This window comes from Agromyces sp. NPDC055661, assembly GCF_053618135.1.
Map to the genome: position 1 here is coordinate 951,708 of NZ_JBSHHC010000002.1, position 23,712 is coordinate 975,419.

The window sequence follows — 23,712 nt, forward strand, 5'->3', positions numbered from 1 at the left end:
CCTTCGGGAGCGGAGTCGACGAACCCTCAGTGGAAGGAGTCGCCGCACGCGCAGCTGCCCTGCGCGTTGGGGTTGTCGATGGTGAAGCCCTGCTTCTGGATCGTGTCCTCGAAGTCGATCGAGGCGCCGTCGAGGTAGGGCACGCTCATCTTGTCGACCACGACCTCGACGCCCGAGAAGTCCACGACGGCGTCGCCGTCGAGCAGCCGCTCGTCGAAGTAGAGCTGGTAGATGAGCCCGGAGCATCCGCCGGGCTGCACCGCGACGCGCAGTCGCAGGTCGTCGCGCCCCTCCTGCTGGAGGAGGCTGCGCACCTTGTCGGCGGCGGGGTCGCTCAGCTTCACGCCGTGCGTCGTGTCGGTGATCGTGTCGCTCATGTCACTCCTCGGTGGTACACGTTGGGCCTGCATCAATGGTAACCGCGGATCCTGAGTATGCGTCCGGCAGGGACTCTGGGCGTCGCACGTGTCGTCAGGACGCGTCGCCGCGCGCCTGGAGCCGGGCGAGGAACAGGGCCTCGGCGAGCAGGGCGCGCTTGAACACGCCGAGGTGCAGCGACTCGTTCGGGCTGTGCGCCTTGGACTCGGGGTCCTCCACGCCCGTCACGAGGATCTGGGCGCCCGGGAACTCCTCGACGAGCTCGGCGATGAACGGGATGGAGCCCCCGACGCCGATCTCGACGGGCTCGCGTCCCCACGCCTCGGCCATGGCCGCGCGCGTCTCGGCGACCGCCCAGCCGCTCGTGTCGACGAGGAACGGCTGGCCCGTGTCGACGTCCTCGAAGGCGAGGCGTGCGCCGAACGGCGCGTTGGCCTCGAGGTGGGCCCGGATCGCGGCGAACGCCTCCTTGGCGTCCTGTCCGGGGGCGATGCGGGCGCTCACGCGCACGCGGATGCCGGGCAGGAGCGTGTTGGAGGCGTTCGCGACATCCGGTGCGTCGATGCCGGTGACCGTGATCGCGGGCTGCGACCAGATGCGCGACAGGATGGTGCCGTTCCCGATCGGCGCGACGCCCTCGAGGAGGCCGGCCTCGGTGCGCAGCTGCGCCTCGTCGTACGCGGGCGTCTCGAGTCCCGCGTCGCGCAGGCCCTCGACCGCCACCGAGCCGTCGGCGTCCCAGAGGGTGTCGAGCAGGCGGATGCCGGCGAGCATCGCGTCGGGCACTGCGCCGCCGTACATGCCCGAGTGCGAGGCGTGCGCGAGCGTGTCGATCCGGAGGTTGAACGCGACGGCGCCGCGGAGCGCGACGGTGATGGCCGGCGTCTCGACGTCCCAGTTGCCGGAGTCGGCGACGATGATCGCGTCGGCGGCGAGGAGGTCGCGGTTCTCGCTGAGGAAGTTCGCGAACGAGCGCGAGGCCCACTCCTCCTCCCCCTCGATGAAGACGGCGATGCCGAGGTCGAAGTCGCCCGCCGCCTCGGCGAACGCGCGGATGGCGCCGACGTGGGCCATGACGCCCGCCTTGTCGTCGGCGGCGCCGCGGCCGTGCAGGCGGTCGCCGCGCTGCGTGGGCTCGAACGGCGGCGTGTCCCAGTCCTCGTCCTTCCCGGGCGGCTGCACGTCGTGGTGTGCGTAGAGGAGGACCGTCGGGCGTCCGTTGCGCGCTGGGCGGCTCGCGACGACCGCGGGCTGGCCGAGCTCCGAGCCGTCCTCGACGGCCGCGCGTCGCACCTCGACGAGCTCGAACACCCCGGTCCCGCGGAGCAGCTCGGCGACGGCCTCGGCGCTCTCGGCGACGTGGGCCGGGTCGAACGCGGGCCACGAGACGGACGGGATCCGCACGAGGCGGGCGAGGTCGGCGACGGTCGCGGGGAAGCCGGCGTCCACGGCGCTGCGGATCGCCTCGGCGGTCTCGGTGGGCGCGATCGTGGATCCGGTGGGAGGGGGCTGGGTCATGCCGGTAATCTTAAGGGAACCGATCCGAGGACTCCCGTGGCCAAGAACTCCACCAATTCCCCCGCGCCCGAAGCCGGCGCCGACAACGCGGCATCCGAGTCGACCCCCAAGGTCGGCAAGGGAACGCCCACTCCGAGCCGTGCGGCCCAGGAGGCCGCGCGCAAGCGCCCGCTCGTGCCCGACGACCGCAAGGAGGCGGCGAAGCAGGCGCGCGCGAAGCAGACCGAGGCCCGTGAGCGGGCCCGTGTCGGCATGGCGATGGGCGACGACAAGTACCTGCCCGCACGCGACCGCGGTCCGCAGAAGAAGTTCGTGCGCGACTACGTCGACGCGCGGTTCAGCATCGGCGAGATCCTGATCCCGGTGATGTTCCTCGTCATCGTGCTCACGCTGATCCCGAGCTACGAGGTGCAGACCATCGGCATCTTCGCGCTGTGGGGCTTCTTCCTCGTGTCCGTGATCGACGTGATCATCCTGGGCACGATCCTGACCCGCAAGATCAACGCCAAGTTCGGCGCCGGCAAGGCCGAGAAGGTCCGCTGGTACGCCGCGATGCGCGCGCTGCAGCTGCGTCCGCTGCGCTTGCCGAAGCCGCAGGTCAAGCGGGGCCAGTACCCGTCCTGACCCCCGTCCGGCGGTCCTGATCCGGGTTCGGCTCGCGATCGGGTCGATCGGCGACGGATGCCGCGGAGGCGCGTCCGGGCGCCCTGACGCGCCGCACTGCCGCTACTTGCGGGCGTACGCCCCCGCCCGGATGAGCGGGACCCGGGTCTCCTCGTCGGTGAGCGAGCCGTGCTGCCCGACCATGAGCTCGGCCTGCCGGTTCGGCTCGCGCCGGTCGTAGTAGGCGATCCCCGATCGCGCCGCGATGAGCACGTCGCCGATCCGGCTCCGCACCTCGTCGGCGACCGTCGGGCCGTAGAGCCCCGACTCGATCGCCTCGTCGCGACCGAGCACCCAGGCGCGGTGGCCCTCGGCGGACCGCCAGCCCTCGACGAGCTGCGCGCGCGCCGCGTCGTCGAGCCCCGGCTCGGCATAGAGCGAGAGGAATCGCGGCTCCCCGCCGACGTGGCGGATGCCGTCGAGGAGGTCGGGCCGGGCGTCGACGAACACGTGCCGGTGGGCGGGCACGTCGACCACGCCGTGGTCGGCGGTGACGAGCAGGCCCGTGCGACGCGGCATCCGTCGCTCGAACGCGGCGACCTCGGCGTCGAGCTGCTCGAGGAGGCCGAGCCAGCGGTCGGACTCCCACCCGTGGGCGTGCGCGGCCTGGTCGAGCTCGGGCACGTAGAGGTAGACGAGGGCGCCCGGGTGCTGCTCGAGCACCGACTGCGCCATCGCGAAGCGATCGGGCACGGATGCCGCGGCGCGGAACTCGGCCCCGCGCAGCACCGCCCGCGTGTAGCCGGAGTCCGCGTAGCGCGCGGCGCCGATCGCGAACGTCGGCACGCCGTCGGCTGTCGCGGACTCGAAGAGCGTCTCGGAGCGCTGCCACGTCTCGGGCATCATGCCGGCGTCCCAGCCGTTGAGCTGGTTCACGAGGCGGTCGTGCGACGCGTCGAGCACCTTGTAGCCGACGAGGCCGTGCTCCCCCGGCATCCGCCCGGTCGTGAAGCTCGCGAGGGCGGCGGCCGTCGTCGAGGGCAGCACCGTGCGGATCACGTCGCGCCGCGACATCCGCGTGCTGAGGAACCGGGCGTGACCGGCGCGCGCCTGCAGGTTGCTTGCGCCGAGGCCGTCGACGAGCACGATGACCGCACCGGATGCCGCGGGCAGCTTGAACCCGTTCTGCACGCCCTGCAGGCTCGCCAGCGAACTCGCGAGGACCCCGGCAAGCCGCGGAACGGTGACGGCGGGCACCGGTAGCATGGCAGGCATCGCGCCCAGTCTGGCACAGGCCGGGCGCGCCCCCGTTCCCCCGCGTGCACCGCACGCCAGCACCAGAGACCACGGATGACCCGAGCCAAGAACCCGCCCGCCGACGAGCCGATCGTCGAACGCATCGAAGACGTCGACGTCGCCACCGAGATGCAGGGCTCCTTCCTCGAGTACGCCTACTCGGTCATCTACTCGCGGGCCCTCCCCGACGCGCGCGACGGCCTGAAGCCCGTGCAGCGTCGCATCCTGTACCAGATGGTCGAGATGGGCCTGCGCCCCGATCGCGGCCACGTGAAGTCGGCGCGCGTCGTCGGCGAGGTCATGGGCAAGCTGCACCCGCACGGCGACACCGCCATCTACGACGCACTCGTGCGCATGGCGCAGTCGTTCACGCTCCGCGTGCCACTCGTCGACGGCCACGGCAACTTCGGCTCGCTCGACGACGGCCCGGCCGCGCCGCGGTACACCGAGGCCCGCCTCGCCTCCCCCGCCCTCGCGATGACCGAGGGGCTCGACGAGGACGTCGTCGACTTCGTGCCGAACTACGACAACCAGCTGACCCAGCCCGAGGTGCTGCCCGCGGCCTACCCGAACCTGCTCGTCAACGGCGCGAGCGGCATCGCGGTCGGCATGGCCACGAACATGGCGCCGCACAACCTCATCGAGGTGGTCGCGGCCGCACGGCACCTCATCGCCCACCCGAACGCGACGCTCGACGAGCTGATGGAGTACGTGCCCGGGCCCGACCTGCCCACCGGCGGCACGATCGTGGGCCTCGCCGGCATCAAGGACGCGTACGCGACGGGCCGCGGCAGCTTCAAGACCCGCGCGAAGGTCAGCGTCGAGAGCATCACCGCGCGCAAGACCGGGCTCGTGGTCACCGAGCTGCCCTACCTCGTCGGCCCCGAGAAGGTCATCGAGAAGATCAAGGACGGCGTCAACGCCAAGAAGATCAGCGGCATCTCCGACGTCACCGACCTCACCGACCGCACGAACGGCCTGCGCCTGGTCATCGGCATCAAGACGGGCTTCAGCCCCGAGGCCGTGCTCGAGCAGCTCTACCGCCTGACGCCGCTCGAGGACTCGTTCAACATCAACAACGTCGCGCTCGTCGACGGCGGCCCGCAGACGCTCGGCCTGCGCGAGCTCCTGCAGGTGTACGTCGCGCATCGCATCGAGGTGGTCACGCGGCGGTCGCAGTTCCGCCTGGCCCGCCGCAGGGAGCGCCTGCACCTCGTCGAGGGCCTGCTCATCGCGATCCTCGACATCGACGAGGTCATCCAGGTCATCCGCACGAGCGACGAGGCCGACCAGGCCCGCACCCGCCTGATGGACGTGTTCGACCTCAGCCAGGTGCAGGCCGAGTACATCCTCGAACTGCGCCTGCGCCGGCTCACGAAGTTCTCGCGACTCGAGCTCGAGGCCGAGCGCGACAAGCTGCGTGCCGAGATCGAGGAGCTCGAGGCCCTGCTCGCGAGCCGGCACCGCATCGAGGCGCTCGTGTCCGACGAGCTCGCCGAGATCGCCGAGCGCTACGGCACTCCTCGGCGCACGCTGCTCACCGACGCGCGACCCAGCATCGCCGGCACGCGCGCGAAGCACGCCGCCGCCGACCTCGAGGTGGCGGATGTCGCGTGCCGCGTGTTCCTCAGCGCGACGGGTCGCATCGCCCGCGTCGACCTGCCCGAGGGGCCCGACGGCCGGCCCACGATCACGCAGCCCGCGCGCCGCAGCAAGCACGACGCGATCCGCTCGACGCTCGACACCACGAGCCGCGCCGAGATCGGCGCGGTCACGAGCCTCGGCCGGCTCATCCGGTTCACCCCCGTCGACCTACCGATGCTGCCGCCGACCTCGGTGCAGCTCGGCGCCGGCGTGCGGGTGGGCGACTACCTCGCGCTGCCGAACCGCGACGAGAAGGTGCTCGCGCTCGTGGCGCTCGACGGCGACCGCTCGATCGCGCTCGGCACGAAGCAGGGCGTCGTGAAGCGCGTCGCGACCAACGCGTATCCCAACAAGCCCGACTTCGAGGTCATCGGCCTCAAGGCCGGCGACGAGGTCGTGGGCGCCGTGCAGGGCGACGAGACCGACGAGCTCGTGTTCGTGGCCTCCGACGCCCAGCTGCTGCGGTTCCCCGCGGCATCCGTGCGCCCGCAGGGCTGCCCGGCCGGCGGCATGGCCGGCATCAACCTGACCTCGGGTGCGCACGTCGTGCACTTCACGAGCGTGCCGGCGGATGCCGCGGCCGGCGCGGTGGTCGTCACGATCGCCGCGAGCAACGAGACGCTGCTCGGCACGGACCCCGGCAGCGCGAAGGTGAGCCCGTTCACGGAGTTCCCGGCCAAGGGTCGCGCCACCGGCGGCGTGCGGGCGCAGCGGTTCCTGAAGGGCGAGGACGCCCTGCACCTCGCGTGGGTCGGCTCCTCCCCCGCGCTCGCGGTCGCCGCCGACGGGTCCGCCCGGCAACTGCCCGACGGCGGCGCGAAGCGCGACGGGTCGGGCCAGGCCCTCGAGGCCGTGGTGGCCGCGGTGGGTCGACGCATCGGCTGAGCGGTACCCCGACCGGGCGACTCGCCCTTGACGCCGTGGACCGCGACCGGCATATTCGGCGGTGGCCGGCGCGGTGCGGGATCGCCCGCGGCATCCGGTCGAGGACGGCTGGGGGCGGCGATGACGCGTGCGGTGCTGGAGCAGACGGTCGGCGGGCAGGTGCTCGCACCGGGCGACGACGGGTACGACGAGGCGCGGACGGTGTGGAACGCCATGGTCGACCGGCATCCGAGGTTCGTCGTGCGGTGCTCCGACGCCGCTGACGTCGCCGCAGCCCTGCGGTACGCGCGCGACCACGACCTCGAGGTCGGGATCCGCTGCGGCGGTCACGGCATCGTCGGCCACGCCGTGCCCGACGGCGGCCTGATGCTCGACCTCCGCCCGATGGGCGGAGTGGTGGTCGACCCCATGACGCGTCGCGCGCGCGTGCAGGGCGGAGCCCTCCTCGGCGCGCTGGACGTGGCGGCGCAGGAGCACGGGCTCGCGACGACGGCCGGCAACGTGTCGCACACCGGGGTCGGCGGACTCACGCTCGGCGGCGGCATGGGGTGGCTGGCGCGACGGCACGGCCTGTCGTGCGACAACGTCGTCTCGTTCGAGGTCGTGACGGCCGACGGCTCGATCATCCGCGCGAGCGCCGACGAGCATCCCGAGCTGTACTGGGCGCTGCGCGGCGGGGGCGGGAACTTCGGCGTCGTGACCGAGTTCGAGTTCGCGCTCCACCCGGAACCGGGCCGGGCGATCTCGGCGGAGTTCCACTACCCGGCCGATCAGGCGGGCGCGCCGATGCGGCGCTGGCGCGACCTCAGCGCCACCGCGCCGCGGGAGGCGACGTTCTCCGCGACGATCGGCGGCCAGGATGTCGCGCTCGGGCTCGTCTGGGTCGGCGATCCCGAGACGGGAGCCGCCGTGATCGCGGAGCTCGACGCCCAGCTCACGGCGGTGGCGGAACCCACGAGCCGAGTGGTGGAGCCGATGTCCTACCTCGAGCTCCAGACCCGCGAGGACGACGTCAAGGGCTACACCTGGCGGCGGTACTGGAAGGGCCACTACTTCGCCGTGCTCGGCGACGAGGTCATCGACGCGGTGCTCGCACGCGACGCGGCCGACCTGCCGAACGTGAGCCTGCAAGCCTACGGCGGCGCGATCGCGGACGTGCCCGACGAGGCGACCGCGTTCTCACGACGGGATGCGGCGTTCGAGTTCGTCGCCGCGTCGCTCTGGAAGGACGCCGCGGAGGACGAGGCGCGCATGGCGGCCGCACGTCGGTACGCGGGGACCATGGACCGGTTCGCGAGCGGCGCGTACGTCAACGTGCTCGGCGACGACGGGGTCGCGGGCCTCCGGCGCGCCTACTCCGACGAGAAGCTCGCCCGGCTCACCGCGGTGAAGGACGAGTTCGACCCCGACAACGTGTTCCACCTCAACCAGAACATCCGGCCGTCGGCCGGCTGAGCCTCAGGCGCCGTCGGTCGGCTGAGCGTCAGGCGTCGATGCGGTCGCGCTCGAGCGCGTCGGAGCTGTCGATGATGAACTCCTTGCGCGGCGCCACGTCGTTGCCCATGAGCAGTTCGAACACGCGCCCGGCGTTCTCGGCGTCGCCGAGGCCGACGCGGCGGAGCGTGCGGTGCCGCTTGTCCATGGTCGTCGTCGCGAGCTGGTCGGCGTCCATCTCGCCGAGGCCCTTGTAGCGCTGGATCGGGTCCTGGTAGCGGCGCCCCTGCTTCTTCAGTTGCGCGAGCACGCCCTGGAGCTCGGCCTCGGAGTACGTGTAGATCGTCTCGTTCGGCTTCGTGCCCGGGTTCATCACCACCACGCGGTGCAGCGGCGGGACCGCCGCGAACACGCGGCCCTCCTCGATCATCGGCCGCATGTACCGGAAGAAGAGCGTGAGCAGCAGCGTGCGGATGTGCGCGCCGTCGACGTCGGCGTCGCTCATGATGATGACCTTGCCGTAGCGGGCCGACGCGAGGTCGAAGCTGCGACCCGACCCGGCGCCGATGACCTGGATGATCGACGCGCACTCGGCATTGCCGAGCATGTCGGACACGCTCGCCTTCTGCACGTTGAGGATCTTGCCGCGGATCGGCAGCAGCGCCTGGTGCTCGCTGTCGCGCGCGAGCTTGGCGGTGCCGAGCGCCGAGTCGCCCTCGACGATGAACAGCTCGCTGTGTGCGACGTCGCTGGAGCGGCAGTCGACGAGCTTCGCCGGCAGCGACGAGCTCTCGAGCGCGTTCTTGCGCCGCTGGGTCTCCTTGTGCGCACGAGCGGAGATGCGCGACTTCATCTCGGCGACGACCTTGTCGAGCAGCAGCGCGGACTGCGCCTTGTCGTCGCGCTTCGTCGAGGCGAACCGCGTGCCGAGCTCCTTCGTCAGCACGTTGGCCACGATGGCGCGCACGGCCGGCGTGCCGAGCACCTCCTTCGTCTGCCCCTCGAACTGCGGCTCGGGCAGGCGCACGGTGATGACCGCGGTGAGGCCGGCGAGCACGTCGTCCTTCTCGAGCTTGTCGTTCCCGGCCTTGAGGCGCCGGGCGTTCTGCTCGACCTGCTGGCGCAGGAACCGGAGGAGCCCCTGGTCGAACCCGGTCTGGTGGGTGCCGCCCTTCGGCGTGGCGATGATGTTGACGAAGGACTTCACGATGGTCTCGTAGCCGGTGCCCCACCGCAGGGCGATGTCGACCTGGCACTCGCGCTGGAGCTCGGTCGGCGCCATCGCACCGCCGTCGGTGAGCACGGGCACGGTCTCGGTGAACCCGCCCGACCCCGTGATGCGCCAGATGTCGGTGAGCGGGGCATCCGTCGCCAGGTGCTCGGCGAACTCGGAGATGCCGCCCTCGAACTGGAATGACGTGGTGTGCGGCTCGGCGCCGCGCTCGTCGGTGACGTCGATCGCGAGGCCCGGCACGAGGAAGGCGGTCTGGCGGGCGCGCCCGAGCAGCTCGTCGGTCTGGAACTCGGCGCCCTTCGTGAAGATCTGCCGGTCGGCCCAGTAGCGGATGCGCGTGCCGGTGATGCCCTTGGCGACCTTGCCGACGATCCGCAGCTCGCTGCGCTCCTCGAACGGCGTGAACGCGGCGTCGGGACTCGGCGCCCCTCGGTCGGCGAACACGCCCGGCTCGCCGCGGTGGAACGACATGGCCCACGTCTTGCCGTCGCGGTCGACCTCGACGTCGAGGCGCTCGGACAGGGCGTTCACGACCGACGCGCCGACGCCGTGCAGGCCGCCCGAGGCTGCGTACGAGCCTGAGCCGAACTTGCCGCCGGCGTGGAGTTTGGTGAACACGACCTCGACGCCCGTCAGGCCCGTCTTCGGCTCGATGTCGACGGGGATGCCGCGGGCGCGGTCGCGCACCTCGACGCTGCCGTCGGGGTGCAGCAGCACGCCGATCTCGCTGCCGTGCCCGGCGAGGGCCTCGTCGACCGAGTTGTCGATGATCTCCCAGAGGCAGTGCATGAGTCCGCGCGAGTCGGTCGACCCGATGTACATGCCGGGTCGCTTGCGCACCGCCTCGAGGCCCTCGAGGACGGAGAGGTGGCGGGCGGAATAGTCGGAGCTCACGTCGGATCACTCTACTGTCGCCCGCGGACACCGCCGCGCAGGCGCTACGCGCACAGCGAAATGCGGCGACCAACGGAAGGAACCGGGTCCGGCCCGTGTTTTCATTGATGGACGGAACATCGATCGTGAGCCAGGAGGAGGAGCCATGACGCAGTACACCGACAGCCCCGGTGCGGTCGACGAACTCGACACCCCCTACGAGCTCACCGCGCTCGACCGCTGCGACGCCTGCGGTGCGCAGGCCTACATCCGTGTCGTCGTCGCAAGCGGCGAGCTCCTGTTCTGCGCCCACCACGGCCGCAAGCACCAGGAGAAGCTCTCGCAGATCGCGCACAGCTGGCACGACGAGTCGAGCCGACTCCTCGTCGACGACCGCGACTGACGACCGAAACGACGTGAACGCCCCGGCTCCGGCCGGGGCGTTCGTCGTCTGCGGGTCCTGCCCGCCGAGCGGGTGGCTCGCTCAGGCGTCGGCGACGGATGCCGCGACCCGTGCCGCGGCGAGCTGCGCTTCGCGGGCGCCGGTCGCGTAGGCGTCGACGACGGCGGTCTGCTCGCCCGGGGCGTAGGTGACGCCGGCGCGCTCGGCCATGATCCGCAGGAGGTGGTCCGCGAAGGCGGGGTTCTTGGCGAGCACGGGTCCGTGGAGGTGCGTGCCGATCACGGCGCCCATGACGACGCCCTCCTGGCCGGAGTCGCGCCCGTTGCCGGCGCCGGCGCGCACGCGCCCGAGCGGCGATCCCTCGGCGCCCACGTAGTCGCGCGCGTGGTTCTCGAACCCGACGAGGAGGCCGAACCGCGGCGATGCGATCACGAGGTCGTCGGTCACGCGCCCGTTGCGCGGGACCGCGCGGCCCGGGAGGATGCCGAGGCCCTCGAGGCTCGACCCGTCGGCATGCTCGATGCCCCAGCTCAGCAGCTCCCACCCGGTGCCGATCGCGAGGATCGGGACGCCCTCGGTGCCCCAGGTGCGCAGCTCGTCGTGGAACGCGAGCAGGGCCGTGCGGCTCGCCTCGAGCGACGAGTCGCTGCCGGACCCGAGCACCACTGCGTCGAGCCGGTCGGGGAGGTCGTCGCGCGACTCGACCGCGACCACGCGCGCGTCGAGTCCGGCCCAGCCCGCGCGACGGGCGAGCACGTGCGCGTTCTCGGCGTCGCCGTTCGTGTTCTGCAGCCCGGGCAGGAGCGCCACGATCGTGAGGGTGGTCATTCCGCTCCCGAGAGTCCGAGGTGGGCGCGCGTACGGCGCATCGAGTCGGCGGAGAACACGATCGTCTTCACGCCGGTCGCAGGCGCCGGCGCCGCGAGGAAGTCGTCGAGGGCGCGACCGAGGTCGGGCTCGACGCGGTCGATCTCCACGCCGTCATAGGCGAGCATGAGCGCGGCCTCGTGGGCCTTGGAGCCGCTCACGATCGCCACACGGCCGAGCGACGAGGCATCCGTGGGCCAGAAGTAGGAAGGGTCTCGCACGTCGGAACCGATCGCGAAGAGGATCTGCTCGGTGCCCGGCTCGATGCTGTCGACGTTGAGCTGGTAACTCGAGGGGTTCTGCACGAGCACGAACTCCACGTCCTGGTCGCGCACACGCACGCGCTCGCCGCGACCGAAGACGGCCGGGATGGCGCTCAGCGCGTCGGCCGCGGTCGTCGGCGAGAACCGCTCCCCCAGCACGGCCTTCGCCGTGGCGTAGGCGGCGGCCGCGTCGACGGCGTAGTGCGTGCCGCGGGCGGGCAGCGAGAGGTCGATGGATGCCGCGCCGTCGCGCAGCACCGCGGACGCGCCGCTCACCGACTCGACGACCACGCCGGCGCCGGGCGCGAGGCGCTCGGGCGTCGTCCGGGTGTAGCCGAGACCGCGCGGCGAGCGTTCGAGGACCTCGGCCGCAACGCCGTAGCGGTGCACGGCGACCCCGGGGTCGGTGGCCGCGGCGAGGCGCTCGAGGTAGGCGTCGTCGGCGTTCACGACGACGGCCTCGTGGGCGCGGGCCGCGATGCGACCCAGCATGCCGGCGACCATCTCGGAGTCGTGGAAGCGGTCGATCTGGTCGACCATGACGTTCGTGAGCGCGACGACGCGCGCGTCGACGCCCTGCATGACGACCGCGCCGTGACCCTCGTCCATCTCGAGCACCGCGACGTCGCCGGGCACGCGGCCCTGCCAGTCGGCGCGCTCGAGCAGCGCAGAGGTCAAGCCCTGGCTGATGTTCGCGGTCGACGGGTTCGTGAACACGTCGACGCCGTGCGCGCGCAGGATCGCCACGAGCATCTTCGTGGTGGTCGACTTGCCGCTCGAGCCCGAGACGACCACGAGGCCCTGCGGGAAGCCCGAGAGCGTGCGCTTCAGGTATCCGGGGGCGATGCGGTTGACGACGAGGCCGGGAACAGCCGATCCGCCGCCGGGCTTGCGCAGCCGGGCGGCGAATCGGGTGAGCCTGCCGACGAGGATCGCCGGCGCGTAGCGCACCGCCGGCCTACTCGAGGTAGTCGCGCAGCGACTGCGAGCGGGACGGGTGGCGCAGCTTCGCCATCGTCTTCGACTCGATCTGGCGGATGCGCTCGCGCGTCACGCCGAACGTGTCGCCGATCTGGTCGAGGGTCTTCGGCATGCCGTCGCCGAGGCCGAAGCGCATGCGGATGACGCCCGCCTCGCGCTCGCTCAGCGAGTCGAGCAGCGACTCCAGCTGCTTCTGCAGCATCGTGAAGCCGACCGCGTCGGCCGGCACGACCGCCTCCGTGTCCTCGATGAGGTCGCCGAACTCGCTGTCGCCGTCTTCGCCGAGCGGAGTGTGCAGCGAGATCGGCTCGCGGCCGTACTTCTGCACCTCGATGACCTTCTCGGGGGTCATGTCGAGTTCCTTCGAGAGCTCCTCGGGCGTGGGCTCGCGGCCCAGGTCCTGCAGCATCTGGCGCTGGACTCGGGCGAGCTTGTTGATGACCTCGACCATGTGCACCGGGATGCGGATGGTGCGGGCCTGGTCGGCCATGGCGCGGGTGATCGCCTGGCGGATCCACCACGTCGCGTAGGTCGAGAACTTGAAGCCCTTGGTGTAGTCGAACTTCTCGACCGCACGGATGAGGCCGAGGTTGCCCTCCTGGATCAGGTCGAGGAACTGCATGCCGCGACCCGTGTAGCGCTTCGCGAGCGAGACCACGAGGCGCAGGTTCGCACCGAGCAGGTGGCTCTTCGCACGCTGCCCGTCCTTCGCGACCCACTGCAGCTCGCGGCCGAGCTGCGAGCGCTTCTCGGCGTCGCTCATGTGCGACAGCTTCTCCTCGGCGAACAGGCCGGCCTCGATGCGCATCGCGAGCTCGACCTCTTCGGCCGCGTTCAGGAGCGCGACCTTGCCGATCTGCTTCAGGTAGTCCTTGACCGGGTCGGCCGTCGCGCCGGTGATCGCGCTCGAGTAGACGGGGACCTCGTCCTCGTCGTCGACCGCGCGCAGCACGAGCGCACCGGTGGGGTGCGGCTCGACGGCGACCGCGGGCTTCGCGTCCTCCTCGTCGGCGTCGCCGGCGCCCTCGGCATCGGCCTCGCCCTCGGATGCCGCGTCCGCGGTCCCCTCGGCGGCCTCGGCCTCGACGTCGACCTCCTCGAGGTCCTCGGGGTCGATCTCGTCCTCGTCGTCACCCGCGGCGCCGGCCTTCGCCCCGCCCTTGGGCTTCGCGGCGGCCTTGGCCGTGCTGGTGCGCGGCTTCTTGGTCGCCGGGGTCGCCGCGCTCTTGGACGCGGCCGCCTTCGTGGTGCCGGTCTTCGCGGCGGATGCCTTCGTCTTCGCCGCTGACGTCGCGGCGGTGGCCTTCGTGGCCGTCTTGGCGGCGGTCGACTTCGCGGCCGTCGTGCGCGTTGCAGCGGGCTTCTCCGCCTCGCTCTTCGCCGACGTCGCAGCCTTCGTCGTTGCCATTCGTTTGAACCTCTCCTACCGTCGCGCGGCGCGTGCCCTCTCGGACGTTCGGCTCGTGCTGTCGGTCCGGTCGATTTCGGACACTATGAGGACCCATGTCAAGTCCGCGTAACCGGTGCGACGACGTCGCACCCGCGGACCAGAACGGGTCCTGCCTCCATTATACAGCCAGACGGCCCGTCCGACTCGCGGACGCCCGCGCTCTTCTCCCCGCTGAGTGCAACGCCCGGCACGCGCGGCGCATTCCCCCGCGGCCCGGGATTCCGCGGAACTCCCGCCCTCGACCGGCGGCGGCGTCGCGCGCTCGGCGCGCTCGGGGCCTCAGCCCCCGAGCGGCGTGTCGTCGTCGCGCGTGCGGCGATAGGCGAGGAACTTCTCGAGCTCGGCCGCGATCTCGTCGGCGGACGGCAGCTCGCCGTCTTCGTCGGTGAGGGGCGAGCGCAGGGTCGTGCCCTCCATGTAGGAGTCGTGGCGCTCCTCGAGCGTGCCGACGAGCTTCGCGAGCTCGGCGTTCTCGGCGACCTGCTCGTCGATGCGCGCGACGAACTCCCGGCCCTGCTCGCGCAGCGCGTCGGTCGGGAAGATCCGGCCCGTGGACGCGCTGATGGCCTCGAGCGCCGCGATCGCCGCCGTCGGGTACTCCGCGTCGGAGAGATAGTGCGGCACGAGGAGCACGAAGCCCGTCGTGGGGTGCTCCTCCTGCTGCAGGCGGTACTCCACGAGGTGCAGTGCGTTCGAGGGCACCTCGGTGGTCGGCCGCCAGATCGACATCGCCTCGATGAGGTCGGCGCGGTTGCCGCTCACCGTCATGCCGATCGGGCGGGTGTGCGGCACCGGCATGGGGATCGAGTTGATCCACGTCGTCGACGACACCTGGAGCTCGTCGATGAGCCCGAGCACGGCGGCGCCGAACCGCTCCCACTGGAAGTCGGGCTCGTAGCCCGTGAGCATGAGGAACTGCTGGCCGATCTCGTCGCGCGCGAGGTCGAGGCTCAGCCGCGGCGGACGGTAGTCGGCGAGGTGGTCGCCCTCGAACAGGATGATGGGGCGCCGCGCGCGGTAGTCGAGCAGCTCGTCGGCGTCGAAGGTCGCGATCACGGTGGTGTCGAGGGTCGTGAGCAGGTACTCCGTCGTCTGCGCGACCGCGGAGCCGGCGTCGGCGAACCCGGTCAGCCCCGCGATGAGCGGGAGCCCGGGCGGCACCTGGACGTCGGGATTGCGCTCGTAGAGGGAGCGTGGATCGCGCATGACTCCAGCCTAACGACGCCCCCGAAGGCGCCCGCCGGTCGCCGCGCGCGTCGGATGATGCCGAGAGCGAACACGTACGATCGGCTGCATGACCGTCCCCGTGCTCTCCGTCTCCCCCGTCCCCGCCGCCGAGTCCGGCGCCGATGCCGTGCTGCTCGCCGCGACGAGCGGGGCCGACGGCGCCGAGCTGCTCTCGGTCGAGGGGTTCGAGTGGCTCCCCGCCGCGCTGACCGCGCTGGGGGCGAAGGGCACCGCCGAGGAGGTCGTCAAGGTCCCCGGTCCCGAGGGCGGCCCGCGCCTGGTCGTCGTGGTCGGCACGGGTGAGGCAGCGGATGCCGCGGCGCTCCGCCTCGCCGCCGGCAGTGCCGTGCGACAGCTCACGGGCGGGGCGACGCTCGCCGTGGCCATCCCGACCGACGACCCCGAGGTCGCGTCGGCGATCCTGGAGGGCGCGGCGCTCGGCGCCTACGCCTACACCGCGTACAAGGCCAAGCCGAGGACGCCGGTCGAGGACATCACGCTGCATACCGCGCTCGACGGCGACGCCGTCGGACTCGACCGGGTGCGCGCCGTGGCCGCCGCGGTCGCACGCACCAAGGACCTCGTCAACACCTCACCCGCCGAGCTCTTCCCCGCTCGCCTCGCCGAGCTCGCCGTCGAGGCCGCGAGCGGCGCCGGCGTGGCCGCGAAGGTCTGGGACGAGGCGGCGCTCGCCGCCGACGGCTTCGGCGGGATCCTCGCCGTCGGGCAGGGCTCGAGCCGCGGGCCGCGGCTGGTGCGCCTCGAGTACGCGCCGGCCGGGGCATCCGTGCACCTCGCGCTCGTGGGCAAGGGCATCACGTTCGACTCGGGCGGGCTGTCGATCAAGCCGATGGCCTCGATGGTGGGCATGAAGACCGACATGGCCGGCGCGGCCGCCGTGCTCTCGGCGATCGTGGCGCTCGCCGAGCTGCAGGTGCCCGTGCGCGTGACCGGATGGCTCTGCCTCGCGGAGAACCTGCCGTCGGGCACGGCCGTGCGCCCGAACGACGTGCTGCGGATCCACGGCGGCACGACGGTCGAGGTGCTGAACACGGACGCCGAGGGGCGCCTGGTGCTGGCCGACGGACTCGTCGCCGCGAGCGAGGAGCAGCCCGACGCGATCGTCGACGTCGCGACGCTGACGGGCGCGCAGGTCGTGGCGCTCGGTCACCGCATCGCGGGCCTCATGGGCGACGACGAGCTCGTCGGCACGGTGCGCGCCGCCTCGGACGCCGTCGGCGAGCCCACCTGGCCCATGCCGCTCCCCGCCGACCTGCTCGGACTCCTCAAGTCCGACGTCGCCGACCTCGCCAACACCAAGCTCGGGCAGACCGTGCCGGGGATGCTCCTGGCGGGCGTCTTCCTGCGCGAGTTCGTGGGCACGCGGGAGGGCTCGGAGGACCGGATCCCGTGGGCGCACCTCGACATCGCGGGCCCCTCGAACAACGCCGGAGGGCCCTGGGGATTCACCGGCAGCGGGGCCACCGGAGCCGCCGTGCGCACGCTCGTCAAGCTGGGCGAGCAGCTCGCCGAAGGGTAGTAGGGTGCTATGGGCGAGATCGTCGCCCAGCACCCTGCCCCCGATCACCTACCGGGGTCAGTCCGTGTCGCAGATCGAATGCGCAAGGGAGATTGCGGTTGTCCGAGCAGAACTTCGACATTGTCATCCTCGGAGGCGGCAGCGGAGGGTACGCAGCGGCGCTGCGGGCCGTCGAGCTGGGCTTCACCGTCGGCCTGATCGAGAAGGACAAGCTCGGAGGCACGTGTCTCCACCGCGGTTGCATCCCGACGAAGGCGCTGCTGCACGCCGCCGAGATCGCCGACCACTCGCGTGAGTCGGCCCGCTTCGGCGTCCGCTCCACGTTCGAGGGCATCGACGTCCCCGCCGTGACGCAGTACCGCCAGAGCATCGTCGCCAGCAAGTTCAAGGGCCTCCAGGGCCTCGTCAAGGCCCGCGGCATCACCGTGATCGAGGGCGAGGGCCGCCTCGTCGCTGCCAACGCCGTGCAGGTCGGCGACGACCGCATCGTCGGCAAGAACGTCATCCTCGCGACCGGCTCCTACTCGCGGTCGCTGCCCGGCCTCGAGATCGGCGGCCGCGTGATCACGAGCGAGCAGGCGCTCGAGCTCGACTTCGTGCCGAACAAGGTCGCCGTGCTCGGCGGCGGCGTCATCGGCGTCGAGTTCGCGAGCGTCTGGAAGTCGTTCGGCGCCGAGGTCACGATCATCGAGGCACTCCCCCACCTCGTGCCCAACGAGGAGGAGTCGGTCTCGAAGCAGCTCGAGCGCGCGTTCCGCAAGCGCGGCATCGAGTACAAGCTCGGCGTGCGCTTCCAGGGCGTCACGCAGAACGACCAGGGCGTCGTCGTGACGCTCGAGAACGGCGAGACCGTCGAGGCCGAGCTGCTGCTGGTCGCCGTCGGCCGCGGCCCCGCGACGCAGGGCCTCGGCTACGAAGAGGTCGGCGTGACCATGGACCGCGGCTTCGTCATCACGAACGAGCGCCTCGCCACCAACCTCCCGGGCGTCTACGCGGTCGGCGACATCGTCCCGGGCCTGCAGCTCGCGCACCGCGGCTTCCAGCAGGGCATCTTCGTCGCCGAGGAGATCGCCGGGCTCAACCCGATCGTCGTCGAGGACGTCAACATCCCCAAGGTCACGTACTGCGACCCCGAGGTCGCCTCGATCGGCTACACCGAGGCCCGCGCCGCCGAGAAGTTCGGCGCCGACCAGGTCTCGTCGTACGAGTACAACCTCGCCGGCAACGGCAAGAGCCACATCCTCGAGACGAGCGGCTCGATCAAGGTCGTGCGCGTGAACGACGGCCCCGTCGTCGGCGTGCACATGATCGGCGCCCGTGTCGGCGAGCTGATCGGGGAGGCCCAGCTGGCCGTGAACTGGGAGGCGTACCCCGAGGACATCGCCCCGTTCATCCACGCCCACCCCACCCAGAACGAGGCGCTGGGCGAGGCGTTCCTCAAGCTCGCCGGCAAGCCGCTGCACGCGCTCTGAGCCCGCGCCCGCGAACAACGACTGCAATAAGCTAGAAAGCGTCACACGCTGTGAAGGAGACAAGCGCATGAGCGAATCCGTCAGCCTCCCGGCACTCGGTGAGAGTGTCACAGAGGGCACGGTCACCCGATGGCTGAAGAACGTCGGCGACCGTGTGGAGGTCGACGAGCCGCTGCTCGAGGTGTCGACCGACAAGGTCGACACGGAGATCCCGTCGCCGGTGGCCGGCGTGATCGAGGCGATCCTCGTCCAGGAGGACGAGACCGTCGAGGTCGGCACGGCGCTCGTCACGATCGGCGACGGATCCGGCGCTGCGGCGCCTGCTGAGGCGGCGCCCGCCGCCGAGGCGGCCCCCGCGCCCGCCGAGGCGGCTCCGGCCGCACCGGCTCCGGCGCCCGCGCCCGCTGAGGCGGCTCCGGCCGCTCCGGCTCCGGCGCCCGAGGCCGCACCGGCACCGGCGCCCGTCCCCGCTGCTGAGCCCGCTCCGGCACCGGCTGCCGCTCCGGCAGCCGAGGCCGCGCCCGCGGGCGCCCACGCCGGCCCCAGCGGCTACGTGACCCCGATCGTGCGCAAGCTCGCCAACGAGCAGGGCGTCGACCTCGCCAGCGTGACCGGCACCGGCGTCGGCGGCCGCATCCGCAAGCAGGACGTCCTGACCGCCGGCCAGGCGCCGGCCGCCGAGGCTCCCGCCGCGGTACCGGCCCGCACGCCGCTCGAGACGTCGCCGCTGCGCGGCACCACGGTGCCGATGACCCGCCTGCGCAAGGTGGTCGCCGAGCGCGCCGTCGTCTCGATGACGTCGACCGCGCAGCTGACGACCGTCGTCGAGGTCGACGTGACCCGCGTGGCCCGCCTCCGCGACCGCGCCAAGGGCGAGTTCCTGGAGAAGACGGGCAACAAGCTCTCCTTCCTGCCGTTCTTCGCCATGGCCGCGGCCGAGGCCCTCAAGGCGTACCCGATCGTCAACTCGACGGTCGACGGCGAGAGCATCGTCTACCCGGCGACCGAGAACATGAGCATCGCGGTCGACACCGAGCGCGGCCTGCTGACCCCGGTCATCCGGGACGCGGGCGAGCTCGACATCGCGCAGCTCGCCGCGCAGATCGCCGACCTCGCCGACCGCACCCGCAACAACCAGCTGAAGCCCGACGAGCTCTCGGGCGGCACGTTCACGCTGACCAACACCGGTTCGCGCGGTGCGCTGTTCGACACGCCGGTCGTCTTCCTGCCGCAGTCGGCCATCCTCGGCACCGGCATCGTGGTGAAGCGCCCCGTCGTCGTGAAGCAGGACGGCGAGGACGCGATCGCGATCCGCTCGATGGTCTACCTGGCGCTCTCGTACGACCACCGCATCATCGACGGTGCCGACGCCGCCCGCTTCCTGACCGCGGTCAAGGAGCGCCTCGAGGAGGGCGACTTCCAGTCGTCGCTCGGCATCTAGTCGAACACCTCTCGCAAGCGCCAGCCGGCCTCGCCCCTCACCATGAGGAGCGAGGCCGGTTCGCGTTCGGGGGCGACCCGAGCTCGCACCAGCACCGCGCCGCCCATCTCGGCGACGACCTCGACCGTGACCGGATCGAACACCGTCGGCGCTTCCGCCTCGCCCTCGCGCGCTGCCGCCAGCGCGGCTCGATCCGACGCCTCGATCGCAGATCCCGGTTGCACGACCGTCTCCAGGCAGCGCAGGTCGAGCGCCGCGAAGCACGCCGCGCGCCGATCGAGCAGGTCGCGTGCCGCGGCCACTGGATCGTCAGCGGTCGGCGTTCCGCCCACCTCGCCGGACCCCGACGCATCGGAGGCCGACTCCGGAACCCCTGATGCCGACTCCGGCGGAGGCGCTTCCTCGGCCTGCGCCTCGGCAGCCGGACCCTCCTCCACGGCGCGCTCCCCGGCCGACGCACCCGACGTCTTCGACGCGCCATCTCCCTCCGCGCTCGCCGGCGGCACGAGGGTGAGCATCAGGACGAGTGCGGCTCCCCCGACGAGCGCCCCGACCGTGATGGCGCGGCCGCGGCTTCGCACCAGCGCCGCAATCCGACCCCGGCCATCCGCGACCCGATCGACGTCGGCTGCGGCGGCGAGCTGCTCGACGACGCCCTCTGGCGCCTGGACGAGCGCGAGCCATCGCCGCAGTCCACCGCCGACGGCGACGCCGTCCTTCGACGGCGCCGCGTCGGCATCCGGGTCCTCTTCCGTTGACGGGAGGATCGGGGACATGACCCGAGCGGGCACCCGACGCGGCATCGCGGCGGCGGCGACCTCCCGCACGGGCTCCGGGGTCGCCAGCCCGAACAGGTGCCGCTCGAGCTCGGCCTCGCACGACGTGAACGGACGGACCACGAGCCGCGAACGGATCAGGTCGACGGCGCTGCCGAGCGCGCCCGGCGGCATCACCGCGGCGGCGACATCCTCGACGAGATCGGCGAGGCGCTCGTGGGCCACGCGACGCAGCGCCGTGCGCTCGGCACCGCGATCGGGCAGGCGCTGCAGCGCGCCGAGTCCCACGAGACGCGGACGACCGCCGTCGTCGAAGACGATGTCGCTCACCGCGAGTCGCGTGTGCACGAATCCGCGCCGGGCGAGGTCGTCCACGGCGACGACCACGGGCGCGAGGATCGTCACGGCCTCCCCCGTGGTGATCGTGCGGCTCGAGAGGGTCCGGGCGAGCGAACCGCCGCCCAGCCGCTCGACGACCACGCAGCAGCGGCCGTCGGACAGGGTGGCGACGTCGTGGAGCCGTGGGAGGGCGCCCGCGGCATCCGTCGACATCGCCTCGAGCTCGCGCGTGATCGCGTCGTCGTCGGCCTCGGCGCCGTAGACGCGGAGCACCACGAGCGACGGGATGCCGTGCGCCGCGACCCGGGTCGAGTCGGCCATGTCGGCTCCGACGGCCCCATCGGCATCGGATGCCTCGGATCGCCCGAGGGCCGCGAGGTAGACGTCGGCCCGGTCCCCCAACGCGATCCGCCGGATCAGCCGATAGCCCACGAGCCGGCCGTCGAGCGGTGCCGCCCCGAGGCCGCGTTCGTCCGCCTCGGGGTGACGCTCGGTCGGGTGCTCGCGGAGCGGACGGCGGCTCATGGACGCAAGGATTCCGCGCCGCCGGAGGCCGACCGCCGCCGAGCGACGGCACCGGCGCCGGCCGGCCCGGCAGCCCTCCGTGGGGAGGACGAGTCGCGGCATCCGCCCGCCTAGACTGGACGGCATGCTCGACTTCGTCGTCGCGGGGCTAAGCGCCAACTCCGTGCCGTACATCGAGGGTCTCGACCTTCAGCGCGCCGTCCATCGCGCGGTCGTCGGGGGCGAACGCCCCGACACCGTCATCCTCCTGGAACACCCCTCCGTCTACACCGCCGGCAAGCGCACCGCGCCCGACGAGCGGCCGACCGACGGAACCCCCGTCATCGACGTCGACCGCGGCGGCAAGATCACGTGGCACGGACCGGGCCAGCTCGTCGGCTACCCGATCCTCCGGCTCGCCGAGCCGGTCGACGTGGTCGGCTACGTGCGTCGCATCGAGGGCATCCTCATCGACGTGCTCGCCGAGCTCGGCGTCGACGGACGCCGAGTCGACGGCCGCTCAGGCGTCTGGGTCGGCGAACCGGGCCGCGAGAACAAGATCGCGGCCATCGGCATCCGGGTCGCCGACGGCGTCACGATGCACGGGTTCGCGCTGAACTGCTCGAACTCGCTCGAGCCCTACGAGAAGATCGTGGCCTGCGGCATCCGCGACGCCGGCGTGACGACCATCTCGCGCGAGCTCGGTCGCGAGGTCACGCCCGAAGACCTGGTCGACCCGATCACCCGGCGATTCAGGGCCGAGGCCGAGGCGGCGGTCGCCGCATGAGCACCGCACCCGAGGGGCGCCGGATGCTGCGCCTCGAGGTCCGCAACGCCCAGACGCCGATCGAGCGCAAGCCCGAGTGGATCAAGACGCGGGCGAAGATGGGACCCGAATACCGCCAGCTGCAGCAGCTCGTGAAGGGCGAGGAGCTGCACACGGTCTGCCAGGAGGCGGGCTGCCCGAACATCTACGAGTGCTGGGAGGACCGCGAGGCCACGTTCCTCATCGGCGGCTCCCAGTGCACGCGCCGGTGCGACTTCTGCCAGATCGACACCGGCAAGCCCGCCGACTACGACATCGACGAGCCGCGCCGCGTCGCGGAGTCGGTGGTGCGGATGCAGCTGCGCTACTCCACGGTCACCGGCGTCGCCCGCGACGACCTGCCCGACGAGGGCGCCTGGCTCTACGCGGAGACGATCCGCGAGATCCACCGCCAGTCGCCCGGCACGGGCGTCGAGATCCTCGTCCCCGACTTCTCGGGCAACCCCGAGCACCTCGGCGAGGTGTTCTCGGCGCGTCCCGAGGTGTTCGCCCACAACGTCGAGACGGTGCCGCGCATCTTCAAGCGCATCCGCCCGGCGTTCCGCTACGAGCGGTCGCTCGACGTGATCACGCAGGGTCGCGACGCGGGCCTGATCACGAAGTCGAACCTGATCCTCGGCATGGGCGAGGAGCGTGCCGAGGTGACGCAGGCCCTGCAGGACCTGCACGACGCCGGCACCGACATCATCACGATCACCCAGTACCTGCGCCCGAGCCCGCGTCACCTTCCGGTCGACCGCTGGGTGCGGCCCGAGGAGTTCGTCGAGCTCAAGCAGGAGGCCGAGGAGATCGGCTTCCTCGGCGTGCTCGCCGGCCCGCTCGTGCGCTCGTCGTACCGCGCGGGCCGCCTCTGGGCGCAGTCGATGCACGCGAAGGGCCGCGAGCTGCCCGCGGAGCTCTCCCACCTCGCGGACGCGTCGCTCGGCTTCGCGCAGGCGGTCGGCTGAGGCGTCCGGATGCCGCCTCCGCCGTCGGTGAACGCGGTCGGAGGCGGCGTCCGCCGCCGCTATCCTTGAGACCATGGCACGCACGAAGGACACGCCGTCCGCTCCGAAGGAGCCCGGCCGCATGAAGCAGATGTGGCAGGTCTTCCAGATGACCCGCCGCTACGACTCGAGCGCGCAGTGGCTCATGCTCCTCGGCTTCCTCGCGCCCGTGCTCGTCGGCCTCGCGCTCGCGCTGTGGCTCGGCGAGGGCAACGGCTTCACGATCGCGCTCTGGATCGTCGCCGGCGTGCTCGCGGGCTTCCTGCTCGCCCTGGTCATCCTCGGGCGCCGTGCCGAGCGCGCCGCCTACTCGCAGATCGACGGGCAGCCCGGCGCGGTCGGCGCCGTCCTCCGCAGCGGCCTGCGCCGCGGCTGGGTCGGCAACGAGATGCCGGTCGCCGTGAACGGCAAGACGCAGGACGCCGTGTACCGCGCGGTCGGCCGCGGCGGCGTCGTGCTCATCAGCGAGGGCCCGGTCAGCCGCACGCAGCGCATGCTCGACGAGGAGAAGCGCAAGGTCACCCGCATCCTCCCCAACGTCCCCGTGACGCTCATCGCCGTCGGCCACGAGGAGGGCTCCGTGGAGCTCCACCGCCTCGCTGCCACGATGCGCAAGACCAAGCGCACGCTCACCAAGCCCGAGGTGCTCGCGGTGTCGAACCGCCTGAACTCGCTCCAGACCGCGCTGCCGATCCCGAAGGGCATCGACCCGATGAAGGTCCGGCCCCAGCGCGGCAAGATGCGCTGACCTGAATCACCAGCGAGCGGCATC

18 protein-coding genes and 1 pseudogene are annotated in these 23,712 nt (G+C 72.0%); 10 read left to right on the forward strand and 9 right to left on the reverse strand.

The window, feature by feature from the left end; translation table 11 throughout:
- Positions 1-26 precede the first annotated feature (26 nt).
- Positions 27-377, reverse strand: a complete 351-nt coding sequence (erpA, locus tag ACWGO8_RS18015) for an iron-sulfur cluster insertion protein ErpA (RefSeq protein ID WP_452044329.1) — start codon at positions 375-377, stop codon at positions 27-29.
- 94 nt (positions 378-471) lie between these two features.
- Positions 472-1,896, reverse strand: a complete 1,425-nt coding sequence (locus tag ACWGO8_RS18020; protein WP_452044330.1) for a M20/M25/M40 family metallo-hydrolase — start codon at positions 1,894-1,896, stop codon at positions 472-474.
- 36 nt (positions 1,897-1,932) lie between these two features.
- Between ACWGO8_RS18020 and ACWGO8_RS18025 the strand changes: the two genes are divergently transcribed.
- Positions 1,933-2,520: a DUF3043 domain-containing protein gene (locus tag ACWGO8_RS18025; protein WP_376954657.1), complete on the forward strand. Its 588-nt coding sequence runs from the start codon at positions 1,933-1,935 to the stop codon at positions 2,518-2,520.
- 102 nt (positions 2,521-2,622) lie between these two features.
- Here the strand turns inward: ACWGO8_RS18025 and ACWGO8_RS18030 are convergent, their stop codons facing one another.
- On the reverse strand, positions 2,623-3,774 hold the full coding sequence (locus tag ACWGO8_RS18030) for an alkaline phosphatase family protein (RefSeq protein ID WP_452044331.1): 1,152 nt from the start codon (positions 3,772-3,774) through the stop codon (positions 2,623-2,625).
- A gap of 75 nt (positions 3,775-3,849) precedes the next feature.
- Here ACWGO8_RS18030 and ACWGO8_RS18035 point away from each other — a divergent pair, with 75 nt between their 5' ends.
- Entirely contained in the window at positions 3,850-6,324 is a 2,475-nt protein-coding gene (locus ACWGO8_RS18035; RefSeq protein WP_452044332.1) for a DNA gyrase/topoisomerase IV subunit A, read from the forward strand.
- Between the two features lie 120 nt (positions 6,325-6,444).
- A complete protein-coding gene (locus ACWGO8_RS18040) occupies positions 6,445-7,779 on the forward strand; it encodes an FAD-binding oxidoreductase (protein WP_452044333.1) in 1,335 nt (444 codons plus the stop codon).
- A gap of 28 nt (positions 7,780-7,807) precedes the next feature.
- Here ACWGO8_RS18040 and ACWGO8_RS18045 read toward each other — a convergent pair whose 3' ends face one another.
- Positions 7,808-9,886 carry a DNA gyrase/topoisomerase IV subunit B gene (locus ACWGO8_RS18045; RefSeq protein WP_452044334.1) on the reverse strand — a complete coding sequence of 693 codons (2,079 nt, stop codon included), beginning with the start codon at positions 9,884-9,886 and terminating at the stop codon, positions 7,808-7,810.
- A 145-nt stretch (positions 9,887-10,031) separates the two neighbouring features.
- Between ACWGO8_RS18045 and ACWGO8_RS18050 the strand changes: the two genes are divergently transcribed.
- Positions 10,032-10,268, forward strand: a complete 237-nt coding sequence (locus tag ACWGO8_RS18050) for a DUF7455 domain-containing protein (RefSeq protein ID WP_148735044.1) — start codon at positions 10,032-10,034, stop codon at positions 10,266-10,268.
- Positions 10,269-10,349: 81 nt separating this feature from the next.
- Here the strand turns inward: ACWGO8_RS18050 and ACWGO8_RS18055 are convergent, their stop codons facing one another.
- The 4 genes from ACWGO8_RS18055 to ACWGO8_RS18070 all read right to left on the reverse strand — a co-directional run bounded on the left by ACWGO8_RS18055 (position 10,350) and on the right by ACWGO8_RS18070 (position 15,035).
- A complete protein-coding gene (locus ACWGO8_RS18055) occupies positions 10,350-11,096 on the reverse strand; it encodes a type 1 glutamine amidotransferase (RefSeq protein ID WP_452044335.1) in 747 nt (248 codons plus the stop codon).
- Positions 11,093-12,349, reverse strand: a complete 1,257-nt coding sequence (locus ACWGO8_RS18060) for a Mur ligase family protein (protein WP_452044336.1) — start codon at positions 12,347-12,349, stop codon at positions 11,093-11,095. The genes ACWGO8_RS18055 and ACWGO8_RS18060 overlap by 4 nt, the downstream gene beginning before the upstream one ends.
- 7 nt (positions 12,350-12,356) lie before the next feature.
- A complete protein-coding gene (locus tag ACWGO8_RS18065; protein WP_452044337.1) occupies positions 12,357-13,787 on the reverse strand; it encodes an RNA polymerase sigma factor in 1,431 nt (476 codons plus the stop codon).
- A gap of 321 nt (positions 13,788-14,108) precedes the next feature.
- Positions 14,109-15,035 (reverse strand): proteasome assembly chaperone family protein, encoded by a 927-nt coding sequence (locus tag ACWGO8_RS18070; RefSeq protein WP_452044338.1) that lies wholly within the window; start codon positions 15,033-15,035, stop codon positions 14,109-14,111.
- Between the two features lie 88 nt (positions 15,036-15,123).
- On the opposite strand from ACWGO8_RS18070, the gene ACWGO8_RS18075 reads away from it, so the two are divergent.
- The 3 genes and pseudogenes from ACWGO8_RS18075 to sucB all read left to right on the forward strand — a co-directional run.
- A complete protein-coding gene (locus ACWGO8_RS18075; RefSeq protein ID WP_452044339.1) occupies positions 15,124-16,596 on the forward strand; it encodes a leucyl aminopeptidase in 1,473 nt (490 codons plus the stop codon).
- Positions 16,597-16,694: 98 nt separating this feature from the next.
- The gene (gene lpdA, locus ACWGO8_RS18080; protein ID WP_452044340.1) at positions 16,695-18,068 is read left to right on the forward strand and encodes a dihydrolipoyl dehydrogenase; all 1,374 of its coding nucleotides are present in this window, start codon (positions 16,695-16,697) and stop codon (positions 18,066-18,068) included.
- A gap of 28 nt (positions 18,069-18,096) precedes the next feature.
- A pseudogene (gene sucB / locus ACWGO8_RS18085) lies at positions 18,097-19,509 on the forward strand (2-oxoglutarate dehydrogenase, E2 component, dihydrolipoamide succinyltransferase); the annotation flags it as partial.
- Here the strand turns inward: sucB and ACWGO8_RS18090 are convergent.
- Complete coding sequence (locus ACWGO8_RS18090; RefSeq protein WP_452044341.1) at positions 19,506-21,149, reverse strand: hypothetical protein; 1,644 nt, start codon at positions 21,147-21,149, stop codon at positions 19,506-19,508. The pseudogene sucB and the gene ACWGO8_RS18090 sit on opposite strands and share 4 nt — an antisense overlap.
- Before the next feature lie 124 nt (positions 21,150-21,273).
- Here ACWGO8_RS18090 and lipB point away from each other — a divergent pair, with 124 nt between their 5' ends.
- From lipB to ACWGO8_RS18105, 3 genes are all read left to right on the forward strand, one after another.
- The gene (gene lipB / locus ACWGO8_RS18095; RefSeq protein WP_452044342.1) at positions 21,274-21,915 is read left to right on the forward strand and encodes a lipoyl(octanoyl) transferase LipB; all 642 of its coding nucleotides are present in this window, start codon (positions 21,274-21,276) and stop codon (positions 21,913-21,915) included.
- Positions 21,912-22,901, forward strand: coding sequence for a lipoyl synthase (gene lipA / locus ACWGO8_RS18100; RefSeq protein WP_452044343.1), 990 nt, complete (start codon positions 21,912-21,914; stop codon positions 22,899-22,901). The genes lipB and lipA overlap by 4 nt, the downstream gene beginning before the upstream one ends.
- Before the next feature lie 73 nt (positions 22,902-22,974).
- A complete protein-coding gene (locus ACWGO8_RS18105; RefSeq protein WP_452044344.1) occupies positions 22,975-23,688 on the forward strand; it encodes a DUF4191 domain-containing protein in 714 nt (237 codons plus the stop codon).
- Positions 23,689-23,712 lie beyond the last annotated feature (24 nt).